The 12,382-nt window shown below is 39.0% G+C and carries 14 protein-coding genes; 12 read left to right on the top strand and 2 right to left on the bottom strand.

The genetic code is table 11. The features are described from left to right. The first annotated feature begins 79 nt into the window (after positions 1–79). Positions 80–292, top strand: coding sequence for a hypothetical protein (locus R8N47_RS19015; RefSeq protein WP_203347288.1), 213 nt, complete (start codon positions 80–82; stop codon positions 290–292). Between the two features lie 308 nt (positions 293–600). Further along, complete coding sequence (locus R8N47_RS19020) at positions 601–1,758, top strand: tyrosine-type recombinase/integrase (protein ID WP_025634105.1); 1,158 nt, start codon at positions 601–603, stop codon at positions 1,756–1,758. Here R8N47_RS19020 and R8N47_RS19025 read toward each other — a convergent pair. Next, complete coding sequence (locus R8N47_RS19025) at positions 1,755–2,477, bottom strand: hypothetical protein (protein WP_025634107.1); 723 nt, start codon at positions 2,475–2,477, stop codon at positions 1,755–1,757. The two genes, R8N47_RS19020 and R8N47_RS19025, sit on opposite strands and share 4 nt — an antisense overlap. 178 nt (positions 2,478–2,655) lie before the next feature. Here R8N47_RS19025 and R8N47_RS19030 point away from each other — a divergent pair, with 178 nt between their 5' ends. Both R8N47_RS19030 and R8N47_RS19035 read left to right on the top strand, forming a co-directional pair. After that, positions 2,656–3,018, top strand: coding sequence for a hypothetical protein (locus R8N47_RS19030; protein ID WP_025634109.1), 363 nt, complete (start codon positions 2,656–2,658; stop codon positions 3,016–3,018). Between the two features lie 3 nt (positions 3,019–3,021). Then, the gene (locus R8N47_RS19035; RefSeq protein WP_025634110.1) at positions 3,022–3,459 is read left to right on the top strand and encodes a hypothetical protein; all 438 of its coding nucleotides are present in this window, start codon (positions 3,022–3,024) and stop codon (positions 3,457–3,459) included. On the opposite strand, the gene R8N47_RS19040 is transcribed toward R8N47_RS19035, so the two are convergent. Beyond that, the gene (locus R8N47_RS19040) at positions 3,456–3,947 is read right to left on the bottom strand and encodes a hypothetical protein (protein ID WP_025634112.1); all 492 of its coding nucleotides are present in this window, start codon (positions 3,945–3,947) and stop codon (positions 3,456–3,458) included. The two genes, R8N47_RS19035 and R8N47_RS19040, sit on opposite strands and share 4 nt — an antisense overlap. 344 nt (positions 3,948–4,291) lie before the next feature. Between R8N47_RS19040 and R8N47_RS19045 the strand changes: the two genes are divergently transcribed. The 8 genes from R8N47_RS19045 to R8N47_RS19080 all read left to right on the top strand — a co-directional run bounded on the left by R8N47_RS19045 (position 4,292) and on the right by R8N47_RS19080 (position 12,375). Then, positions 4,292–4,816, top strand: coding sequence for a J domain-containing protein (locus R8N47_RS19045; protein WP_162781067.1), 525 nt, complete (start codon positions 4,292–4,294; stop codon positions 4,814–4,816). After that, positions 4,803–5,327 carry a hypothetical protein gene (locus R8N47_RS19050; protein ID WP_077202328.1) on the top strand — a complete coding sequence of 175 codons (525 nt, stop codon included), beginning with the start codon at positions 4,803–4,805 and terminating at the stop codon, positions 5,325–5,327. Before R8N47_RS19045 ends, R8N47_RS19050 begins: the two co-directional genes overlap by 14 nt. Beyond that, on the top strand, positions 5,324–6,253 hold the full coding sequence (locus R8N47_RS19055; protein WP_025634116.1) for a type IV secretory system conjugative DNA transfer family protein: 930 nt from the start codon (positions 5,324–5,326) through the stop codon (positions 6,251–6,253). The genes R8N47_RS19050 and R8N47_RS19055 overlap by 4 nt, the downstream gene beginning before the upstream one ends. An 8-nt stretch (positions 6,254–6,261) precedes the next feature. Next, positions 6,262–7,404: an ATPase, T2SS/T4P/T4SS family gene (locus R8N47_RS19060; RefSeq protein ID WP_025634117.1), complete on the top strand. Its 1,143-nt coding sequence runs from the start codon at positions 6,262–6,264 to the stop codon at positions 7,402–7,404. Between the two features lie 376 nt (positions 7,405–7,780). Then, positions 7,781–8,428 (top strand): hypothetical protein, encoded by a 648-nt coding sequence (locus R8N47_RS19065; RefSeq protein WP_025634121.1) that lies wholly within the window; start codon positions 7,781–7,783, stop codon positions 8,426–8,428. Next, a complete protein-coding gene (locus R8N47_RS19070) occupies positions 8,428–10,065 on the top strand; it encodes a hypothetical protein (RefSeq protein WP_025634122.1) in 1,638 nt (545 codons plus the stop codon). The genes R8N47_RS19065 and R8N47_RS19070 overlap by 1 nt, the downstream gene beginning before the upstream one ends. Before the next feature lie 17 nt (positions 10,066–10,082). Next, a complete protein-coding gene (locus tag R8N47_RS19075; protein ID WP_025634123.1) occupies positions 10,083–11,645 on the top strand; it encodes a hypothetical protein in 1,563 nt (520 codons plus the stop codon). Next, positions 11,635–12,375, top strand: a complete 741-nt coding sequence (locus R8N47_RS19080; RefSeq protein ID WP_025634125.1) for a hypothetical protein — start codon at positions 11,635–11,637, stop codon at positions 12,373–12,375. Before R8N47_RS19075 ends, R8N47_RS19080 begins: the two co-directional genes overlap by 11 nt. Positions 12,376–12,382: the final 7 nt, after the last annotated feature.

Here is a 12,382-nt window from a genome sequence, read left to right on the forward strand (position 1 = left end):
ACCACCTCCGCAGCCATTTATTGGTGTGGTCTACAGAGGATTATGTCTTTTTAGAGGGGAAAATCCCTAGAACCCCTTAATGGAAAAATGCGACAGTTTCTATTTAGAATACCTACCAGCTAAAACAGATCCGAGTTACAAGAAGAAGATCATAGAAGTTCAACAGCTAAAGCCAGAGTGGATTGAACAAACCTACCAGAAATTAACTTGGTTACGATCTGACTATGGACTTCCTGATTATCCACCACTGGAAGACTTATCCAATGGTCAATTGACTTCAGTAAGCAACTGATTTCAAACCTAACAGCACAAGGCAACTTTAAATGTTGCCTTTTTTTTATCTATATTCAAGTAATATTCCCTTACGCAGTCTAGCAGACTATGTAGAACCATGGGTTATTATGTGGGTTTTACTTTAGTAGCTCGCTTTGTTTTCGTTAAGCTAATCTTCGAATAATTCATATAAACTCAACAAACAAATAACACTGTATAAATAGACATGATTATAAAGTGTAGTATAATTTGAGTTATATTACACTTTTTGGCCGTTAAGGTTAGCGTTACAGGTGACAGCGTAACACTTTATTTTTGGAGGTGAACGTGGAGATTACTAAGCAAAATTTACCAATTCCTGCATCCGGATTAGAAAAGATTAAGGCATTAGAACTAGGCAATAACAAAGAAAAAGAAAATCTTTCACGATTTAAAATCCCTTTGCCTGAACTTGACGGTGCAATTGATCCTGATCACCCAAACCTAAAGACAATACTAGATAACATGGCCATATTCGAGGCTACACGTGGTGGTTTTTCGAAGGCAACACAAAAAAACATGTTTTCCGCTGTTCGCTCTTGGATAAGATTTACTGAGTATATTGAATTAGCCTACGCATTTCCTATACATCCAAGAATGTTTTACTACTGGATACTACACCTAAAAAATGAACAGAAAGTGTCTTATGCGACTCTAATGAGCCGAAAGAACCTCATAGCCATATTTTTGAATCAACTAGGATTCGCCAACGTAACTGAAGACAAGCTTATAAAAGACTTTTTCAGGGGTGTAAAAAAGGATATGGCAGAATCTGATTTATCAAAGGTAGAGCAAAAAGTTGCTTCACCATTCAGAGCAAGCGATTTGAACAGACAGATCGAAATAGTTGGGACACTTGAACAAGCTGGGCCAAAGCTTTTCAAAGACCTAGCATACATGACCATTGCATACTCTACTGCTCTTCGAGAAGAAGAGATCTTTACTTTAAAACGTAAAAACGTCATCATTTCTGGTGACACTGTCACTATAGTGAGGACAAAATCTAAGACATCTGCAGCGCCACCCAAAAAGTCTATCATTGGCAGGTATGCAGGGATCGTGAAGAAATATATTGAACTTGTAGAAAAAGGAGTTGAGCTTTACAACCATGTAACCCCTTCAAGTCCAGTCGAAGATCAGGAATATTATATTTTTGGTTGGATTCTGAAAAATGGACAGCTTAAGGACCCATTAAAACCTATGAATGGTGTATCCGTACTTAGATTGTTCCGTAAAGCATATGAACGACAAAGTGTATTTAAAGGTCGTTGTTGGTCAGGGCATTCGGGACGTTGTGGAGCGGTAGTTGATGGGCATGTCGTTCATAAGATGAATGCAGTCGACCTTATGTCTATTGGTGATTGGACAAATATGGGTACTGTTAAAAGATATCTGAGAGCTACCGGTCACCTAGAAGCTTCAAATATCGAACTACAAAAACACTAAATCAAAGCTATCTGACGCAGAATTCGTTCTTGGTCCAAATCTGGAAACGCAGTAGCGAAGTAGTGTTTAGTAGCCACTTCTAATTGGGCCATAAACTTTATCTTTTGGGCGATGTTTCCTGTAAGGCTTATTGTTTTACCGGAGATGATTGTGCTTACATAAATCGAGCTCTCTTTAAATCCTATAGACAATGGCCCAGTTTGTTGTTGGTGAAACTTTAACTTGAAATCAAGGCATTTAAGGTTTTGAAGAAATAGGGAATAAGCTTGAATAAGTTCAGTGTGAGAAAAGGCAACTGAGATTTTGTTGTTCCAATCACTTGAGCGACCGTTATGTTCTGGGCAAATGTCTACAACAATTGAAATTAGGTTGTTAGCTATGTTTCCTAATCGAATCACCGCTGCACAATTTAATGACTTGTTATAGAGATTAATTTGACTATTTGGGTGGAAGTAAGCGTTTGATTTTGTGGCAGAAGGTTGCACTGATTGTGACTTGCCGCCAACTTCAGATAGACGAACGTCCTGCTTTTGTTGATTAAAGGCGTTCAAACAGACATCATTGCTTGGCAAAGTTGTACTTTGTGGGCTTAGGTGTTTATCGTGTACATTAACAATTCGATCTGAGGTTTTTTCTGATACTACATCCTGATGATTCAGATCATCTGTTATGTCAGAAAACTCGTTGTCTGGTTGAAATTCCCATGAATTTACACTCATATCGCCCCCAAAGTAGTACGTTAGTTGTCAAAAAAATGGCAAATACCCTTGTTTATGTATATCTTATATTGATACATAAGCAAGATTTATAAAGACTGGACTGGTTCCTGGTGAAGCAAAGAGGAGTTACCTTTGCCATCAATAGAACCGATGGGCACAAGCTTAAAACAAAAAATATATGAACCCAATCTCTCTAAAGACATTACCAAATTTTACAAGCTATGTGCTTTCTATTTCAGAGTACTTGCTCTTAAATGTTCTTGAAAACGACAAGAAAATCATAAAGAAAATTCAAAGCGGTGATGAGCTACCTCTACCTGAAATTAAAAACTCTTTAGATCAACGATTTGAAGATCTAAAGTTAGAAATATTTGACTATGAAATCCTTAAGTCAATCGCTATGAATTATCCTCATGACCACTACGCTGAAAAAATCGTGTCTTGTAACTATGACTATCATATGACAATGACCTGGTTCAAGAAGGCTATTCTTCAGTCATCTGTTAGACCACTTGCCTTTGCACAGCTTGAGTTAGGCTAAAAAATGGATTTAGAAAAACTCAAAGTGTCAGTTGAAAAGTTCTCAAGTCAGAACTTTCAAAAACAACAAGATATTCTCCAACTACAAAATAGAATGATCGGCACCATTCTACAAATCAGACTAAGTGCAATACCACCAGCTCGAAGAAGTGAATTCGATAATACCAGTTTTACAAATTTGCCAAGTTTGCTAACAAAATGGCAAGTTAATCCAAATGCTGTACAAGATATCAATTTCTTTCTGAATGAATTTGAGACAAAGTTTGGCAGGAGATTTGACCATATTAGCTTGAAGAGTGTTGAGAAAGCTAATGTACTTGAACCTAGTCAACAAACAATAAATCAGAGGCTAGAATCTTGTATAACTGGACCAGTAAATGAAAAGGACGCCATTGGTATCAAACAACAGCGTCCTGATAATGACTTCGACTTTTCTCGCTAGTAGAGCCCTTCCATAAATGCCTCATCATCAAGACATGCTCTTTCAATTTCCAAGAACTCTTCCATTTTACGTAAGTAATAGGACTGCTCTTCGAAAGTGATTTCATCAAACAAAAATTGATATCCGCTCATAGGTGTAGATGAAACTATTTTAGAGAGAAAGTGCTTTGACTGTTTAGTAAAGCCAGGAGAAACAATAAGCGCCGAAACATTGTTGGCTCTAATTGTTAGAAGTTGAGTTTGGCTAATAATTTCATGTTCTGCGTCTAGCCAACCTCGAGCTACCTTTAACTTTTTCTCTAAAAGCCTAGCGCTACGGTCTGAAACATAGCTTTCTTTTGAATTAAGCCTAACGTCACGATGATTAATACCTAACCGTGAAACTAATTCAAGATTAGCCTCACGATTGATTAAATATGCCGCACCACCTTCATTCTGTTTTGTAGCGAATATGTCGGAGAACAGTTCGCTGTAATGATTCTTATCCATAAATACTTTCTTATTTTTGAGAATAGACGCAAATAATCATGTGACTTGTATCTAAACATTAACTGCCGTTATGTCTAATTTTTACCCATGAAGAGTGAAACTTAAATAAATTTTCATCATTTGTTGCATATGTGTGAGCTATATCCCTATTTGTAGGTCGCATTACGCAAATATTTCTACAATTTGTTGAGTAATTAGTCTATTGAACCGATATCACTTCTGAGACTAGCAAATTGAAACTAACATTTGACTCAATAATAAGCCTATGCTAGCAGCTTTTGCTATTGTATTTTAGACAAAAATGGCATAGATTTATGCTATTATTTGCTATTAGACATCTTATTGTGTTCGAACTAATTAAAGAAAAAATATTGGGTTTGGCTTCCATACTCATCACTTCTTTCGCTGCTACATATTATTTGTCCGCGAGTTATACATTCGGTGTTTTCACGAGTGCCTTATTTGGCATCGCATATTTGTACTTTATGCAACGGCAACAACAACAATCGGTTAGAAGAAAGGAAGCACAAGCGAAGATACGTGGGTTTGGTTATACAAACTCAATTTCCTCTCAGATGGAAAGACCCTCTAATGCGAGTAGATCTCAAAGTTCTCCGACTCTGAATGAACAAAACCCATTTAACTTCTCTGAAGAAGAAGTTCAGGCTTTCAAATTATTAGGGCTACCTATTACGTCCCTCAATATTTCTGAAATCAAGAAAGCCTTCCATCAAAAAGTTAGGTATTACCACCCAGACATTAACCAAAACATCAGTACGGATGAATCAATCATCACTGTTTCAAATCTGAATACAGCTAAAACACTTTGCATCAATGCAACGAAGAGGAAACAAAATGAACGTCTTTAAGCTTTCTAGCATAGCATTCGCTTCTACTCTACTTCTTGGGTGCGCAACTAATGAAGTCAAAGATTTAAGGCACTTAGAAAAGAGCCCTGAAGAAAGGGCTTTTGGCGATCTTGAGCCATATGCAGTTGAAATGCTTGACGAGCTCCGATTGTTAGCAAAAACGAGAAGTGCACATGCACAAGCACTTAAAGGCCCTGAGCAGAGAAGGCAGGAGCGCATGCTCTCTACAATGCTGTTACCTGGTTTTGAAAAGGTTGTTGACTGGAATTGTGATTGTGAAGTCGAAACTGCCGTAAAAGGTATTGCTGAGACAGTAGGTTATGGTTCTGATCGAGTATTTACTTATGGCCAAAAACCACCTGGTGGCGTGTTTGTAAGTATTAAACTGAAGGATCAACCAATAAACGACGCAATAAAGATTATTGACTCTGAAAAGGGTGCCCAGGTAGACATCATGGTCGATAACCGACTTAAGACGATTGTCGTTAAATACTTGGAGACAAAAGCGTGAGAACCAATACTGCTATTTGTTTAATTGCTAGTCTATTTTTCAGTGTTACCACTTTGGCAGATGAATCTAAGCGCACCTATTACAGCTTAAGTGAACTAAAAGATGTAAAGGTTAGACAACAACTAGTAAGCGATGGTGAAGAGGCACTCAGAATTGAGTCGATCCGCGAAAGAGCTGAAGAAGTTGGCAGTGCGAATGGTTATATAGCTACGATGGAGCGCTTAACAGATGTAGTGGATAGCAAGTCTCACCTCTTTGACCGCTTGCTACCTTTCGAGCATCTCATTAACGCTTCTGCAAATCTAAGTTCAGGTGAAGCCAAGTACCTTCGTCCAGGTATGGTAGACAAAGTAGAAGCTCATGCCGCGATAACGCGAGACACAAAAGCTACGATTATCAGGACCGATAATCTTGTCTATCGATTGAGAGAACAACCTAAGCCTGTGTTGAGGAAACCGCATTGGTCTGACTATCTCTACGACAAAAATTCACTTACTCCGACCACATTAATTGACGAACTTTTACCTAGAAATTCAGAAGAATTGGAGATCTTCAACTCAGCTCTTGATGAGGGATGGGCCATGGGCTCAGAACAAGCAATTGCTGAGATGAGAACTCGTGTAATTAATGCTTTTATTGACGCAACAGCCATGATCCGTTACGTGAATTTAGTTGAGTCCGGATATATAGAAAAGCCAGATATGATTATTGAAAATGTAGGAATTACGGTACAAGGAGACCAATTAGGTTTAGGCACTCAGTTCATATCTTTGAGTGGTGAGGCAGTTTGGCAGACAAACTCTGATCTCTATTCTTCACCAGTAATAAAAGACCCTAGGGGCTCTGTACGTAGGGATGCTGTTTCTAAAGTAGAAACTGAAGGCCTTACTCACGACCAAATTAAATCCATTCTCGTTGAAGAGTGACACCTACCATGAATGATATTCCATTAATACCTGTTTCAAGCGAAATGACACAAGTAGATATCGAAACTGTCATATGGAAAGCAATTGAGTACGGTGCTTCAGACATTTTAATAGACTGTAACTATCGAATCAGAATCGATGTAAACGGGCAAATCAGGGAAATCACTGATAAACAAATGCAACCTAACGCATGCCGTAATATTCTTGAATATATGCTCGGCACCAAAAAATCGCTGATTAACAATGTTAATGCAGCTACTCCTACGTTTTTTGCATTCGTTACCAAAAACCCCAATGATCAATCTCAGATTAGGAGTTTCCGCATTGCAGCTATTACCTCAAGGTCACTTGAATATGGAAAGACCTATAAGATGGTTGGTAGGTTGAACCCTAAAACACCAAAGGACGCAGAATCTTTGGGTATAGAGCCGGAGCTAGTCAATCTTGTAAAGCATAACCGTAAAGGTATTCTTATGTTTGTGGGAGGGGTAGGCACAGGCAAAACAACTACTATGGCCGGAATTGTAACTTCAGTGCTAAAAACTCCCAGCCTTGGTAAGCATATCTTAGTTTTTGAGGACCCACCTGAAATTAATTATGAGGGAGTAAAGATTGCTCCTGGTAACAGTATTTCAGTTCATGAAGTAGGTTCAGTTGAAACAGACTCCGATGTTCAAAGTTTTAATCAAGGCCTTGAAGCTGCTCTTCGTCTTCGTCCAGATATCATCGTTCAGGGCGAAATACGAAGTAAAGAATCAATCGAAAACGCATTTAACGCTTCTAACACTGGCAACTTCTTGATGGCTACAATACATGCAAACTCTTGCGAGACAGCGATGAGCCGCATCTACAATATGATAGATGGAGAGAATAAGCTGGCTGTATTAGCTGGTTTTATTAGTCAACTCTCTGGCATTGTCGCTCAGATACTAGTTAGAACTCTCGACGGTGAAAGGATTGCTGTTAGAGAAACCCTATATCTAACTGAAGAAATCAGAGAAGAAATGCTGAAGTGTAAATCTGACACAGAGATATCTGTAGTAGTAAGAAGGCACCTAAAGGAACAAGAGCTTACCTTTTCTCAACAAATCGCAAACCTATATCACAACAGTGAAATTGGGCCAGAATATCTCCTTATGGAATCAGAATAATGGAATATAAACCGAAGCTGGATAGAAAAGCGGTACAAAATGCGATGAAAAGACCACTTTTCCTACTTATGGACGGGTCTACTATCGTCCCGGTTTTGACATTGCCAATAATGTTCAGCTGGAACTACCTTAAAGCCATGTGTGTTTTCTATGTATTAATGTCTTTAATCTCTCTTACCAAAAGGACACCATTAGAGTTTTTTATACACCTCCTGTCAAAATACAACCAAGGCAACAACTTGCCATATCGAAAAAACGAAATTTGGAAGCCAGATAACCGATAAGAAATTGTTCTTATTCGTAGGTTACCTTACAGCTTCGTTTGTTGTTTGTTATCCGAAAATGACGTATATTTATCAAAATAATAGGGGTTACTATGATGAAATTAAGATTAATTTTACCTTTACTCGTGATGAGTAGCGCGCAAGCGGGGGTTGTATTTACTGAATACGAGTCAGATACCGCTTATGGTTTAAACGACATCCAATCTAAAGTCGGTTACCAAAATAAATTACCTGCTCACGAAATACTGAATGCTTTAGCACCAGCTGGTTGGCGGGTAAATATTGGACCAGGCATCTCTTCCCACCAATTAGCCTGGGTACCTTCACCTAATTGGCGCAGTGCTGTTGCTAAGATACAGGAACTAAATTCCGGTATTTATATTGTTCTAAATGAACAAGAACGAGTGTTGGCTGCATCCAAAAATCGTGAACACCTTACGTACCTTCAGACACGAACACCAAAACTCTGGACATTAGACCCTAAACTGTCACTCAAAGAGAACTTTGAGGTTTGGAATACAAAGTCCAATATCGACATTATTTGGGGCTCTAAATACGACTTCCCTGTTAAATCACGTTCGGTATTGATTGGTGACCTAACAGGAAGAGACGGAGTCTTAGATAGAGTGCTTAAGGAGACGTTAAAAACAAAAGAACCACTGTGGATTAGTTACAGCCCTGAAATTGGTGCTGCTCATATCCTAAAAGGCGGTTCTACTGAAAAAGGGACTTACCAGTAATGAACAACACATTGAAACTTAAAGCTCTCACACTAACCATTATCGCGCTTGTCAGTGGTTGTAGTACTCCTGGTAAAGATGCCAATAGAGTTGCGACAGCACAGGCAGACGCTGCCACTGAGACGATTCAAAAACACAGACTTAAACCCGGTATAGATCAGAGCGTCTACAGCGAAGACAATAATTACGTTATTCTTGGGGAACCTTTCAAGTTAAAAGAAAGGCAAGACCTTCCAGAGATTTTTCTTACCCCGAGTAAATTCATGTCATATCGCTCTAAACCCCTTAGCGACACGATTGACTATTTGAACAATAAGTATGCCTCGTATGGGGTTTACATTAGCTTTACTAGCGACGCTATCAAGTATCTTAACCAAGACTCTGGAAGTTCCAAAGCAAGCGGTGGTACAAGTGATTCTACTGGTGATGATTTAGACGTTTCGGCACTTTATACAGATACGAACAAAGGGTCACTATTAGATGGCGCAAAAGTGTCTATTTCCCTGAACTTTGAAAAGCACGTTGCTTTAAAGCAAGTGTTGGATGCTATCGCAGCAAAAACCAACCTATGGTGGAAATACCAATCTGATGGTCGTGTATCCTTTTACCGACAAGAAACTAGACACTTTCGGATCGACCAATATGCTGGTAGTACAACTTTAAAATCAAGTATCAATTCGTCTACTAGCGGTGGTCAGCAAGGCGAGGGGACAAGCTCTCAAACTTCGAGTTCTCACTCATATTCATTTGACCGTGACCTAGGGAAACCAATGGACCAACTCCTCAAGGGGATTAAATCCATTGCTTCTGAAGATGCAAAAGTAGAAGTGTTACCTGCACTAAGTATGGTTGCTGTAACTGACACACCTCGAAAGCTGCGAATTGTTGAGAACTTTATTGATGAGTCAAATTCTACTGCTGGAAAGATGATCAGGCTCGATATAGAGCTATGGGAACTGATCACTACAGACGAATCAAATTACGGCATTGAGCAATCTATTAAATACGCTAAGAATGACTTCGAACTTAAAATCGATGGAGTTCCAGTTGGTGATGCAGCTAAGTTAGGTGGTTTAGGGCTGAGTATCGGTGATGGTAGCTTCAAAGGCACTGAAATGGCATTGAAGGCTCTTCAGGGGACTAAATCTCTTTCGCTTAAAAAGTCAATTACGACAACTGTACCAAACAATGATGTTATTCCAGTCCAGTTCGTAAATGAAAAGAAATATGCGGATAAAATCGACCAAAGTGTATCTGGTGATGTTGTAACACAATCTGCAAGCACAGATACAACAACAAACGGTATTGTTTTCTTAGCTTCACCACGTGTTAACTCAGATGGAACAATTGCTGTCCGTATCGTAACTGATGTAAGTACCTTAAATGCAATTGACCCACTAGAAGTTGGTAATACACAACTTCAACTAACAGACAGAACTGTTACTGCCATGGTTAGCGCTAGAAATATCCGTTCAGGCGAAACAATGGTTATGACTGGGTTCGAGCAAGTGATTGACAATGGCCAAAACCAGTCAGTTCTAGGCGATTTGCTATGGATGTTTGGTGGCAATGACTCTAATGCTAAAACACGCTCAGTGATGCTAGTAATTATCACGCCTCATATCGAAAAAGTTTAACCCAATTAGGTCCTTTTATGCAGTCACTAGAAGAACTTGGATTTGATAGGCACTACATCGGTTTAGATTGGTACGAGGTTTCAGAATCCGATAAGACCATCCATATCAAAAATCTGGTTAACAAATACGACGCTACAAATGCAGTAATTGTTGAAGGGTCAACAATTGATGATGCACCAAAATCAACAATCGGTTTCGCTCAAAGCATAACGACAAAATACTACAGCGCGGCGGCAATCGTCGCTCGCGCTATTTGTGTCGATCACCCGAATGCTTTCTTCATACAAAAGCTACCATCCGGTAAATATTGGTATCTTTTGGTAATTGATAAGTGCCCAGCTGGTGGTGAGAATGATTTGGTATTTGAAACGGTGGAAGAAGTTATCCAACAGATCTTCGACCATTATCAAATGTACGATCTTCATCACGTAAAATTACGCTATGTAGTCCCTAATGAGATAACAGAAAATATCTCAGAACTATTTGAAGAGTCACGTTCAGAGTACCAACAGCACTCATATGACGTCATATGTGAAGCTGTACCTAATGAAAAGTTCGCTCAAATTCAAACAATTGAGCAGCTACTCAACACAAACCCCCTATCAAAGATAAAACCATCCCACATCGTATTTGTGGCTCTTGGAATTATATTTTTGATAGGTGTGCAGGTATATAAATCTAACTCCAAGCAAGAGTATGTAATTCCTGACATAGATTCAATGGTGAAGAAAGCATCAAGCAGTACTCTAGCTAAGCAAGCTGAAAACGATTTGAATCATAAAAAAATCGAGAGAATAGACAAGGCAAATGCAACTAAAGAGGAAGCAAAATGGCTTACTCAACGTTTAACCGCATCAGATCCTAAAAAGGTCATTTTGAACCTTAAAGCCTATATTAACTCTCTTCCTGTTGATGTTGGTGGATGGTTCCCAATGACTGTCGATCTCGTTACCAAAGGAATCATTACTAGAGACTCATCAACAGTAGACAAACCAGCAGACCAAGAGTTTTTTCATGAGACGACCGTTTTGTGGAAAAACGGAGGGACAACGGTTGCCAATTTTAGAGACAACATCGAATTCGATGGAACTATCACTTATTCACTCTCTGGAGAAGAGATTACTACGTCTCAAATAGTACCGCTTCCTAAACCAGACCATTATTTTGATGAAAGTGACGCTTTTATCTTCATAAAGGAAACTCACGGCCACTACCTAGACTTACTAACCTTCATTCAGCAACAAGCAGAGAAGACACAAGGAAGACTGTACGGAGCGATTTCAGCAAACCGCAAAACAGAAAGGGAGATCCCTTTTAAAAACGAAACATATTCCACTGAAGTAAGAAACCCACAAATAGATTACACCGTTGTGAATGTACAACTTTCGTTAAGTGGGTTTGGTTGGGCATTTAACTATTTGGACCAACTAGCTAACGATATCGACAAATTTAAAAGCATGATTATACAGAGCATTTCGATAAATCTGGAAACAGAAGAGATCGTTCTTAAGATGCAGTACATACACGAAAGTAGCATTCTTAATCAACAAGACAAAGAGGTTTCATTACGTGAAAATTAATACTATTACCCTATGCATCGCGACCCAATTGTTGAGCTTTACAACTTTTGCAAATGATCAATCCGGGCAGACTTACCAAGACATCCAAAAACAACGAAGCCTCTCTATAGAGGAAAACAAATCACTCTCGCAAAATGAGTTGATACGAGCCCAAAAAGAGCATGCTAATAAGATGTTAATGCTTGACAATCAGTATCAGCAGCTTTTGATAGAAAATAACAAATTACTAAACGGTGGGCCTGAACCGAAAAAAGAGAAGGCATCGGATGAAGAGCGTTTAGCAAAATTCCAGGAGGAGACTAGGACAAAGCGTAGAGCTCAACGAGAAGCTGAAGTTAATGCTCTGCTAAACGAAATGGAAAAACAAATCTTCGTTACAGATATTTATGAGATAGCTGGTCAGTTGAAAGGTGAGTTTTGGCATAAGGGGGCTATCCAAACTTTAAAAGAAGGGGAGAGCTTTGGGGACTGGTATGTAGATTCACTGTCATTTCAAGGCGCTGTAGTCATGCCTTTCGATTATTCAACTCACAAAATGGACAAATCAAGAGCACGACATATCACGGTTAAAACCTCTGACGAAGCAATTGACCGCTTTAAGAAAGCGCAAACATTCCGAGACCGTATTATCGAGCAGAAGATTGGGGAGCTTTCAGAATCAAGTATGTTTGGAGCCCCGGCGCCTACATTAATTAATGACTCTCCCTCTCAAGGTTTAATGTTCAAGTGAGAATTTC

This window comes from Vibrio sp. 2132-1, from assembly GCF_033344315.1.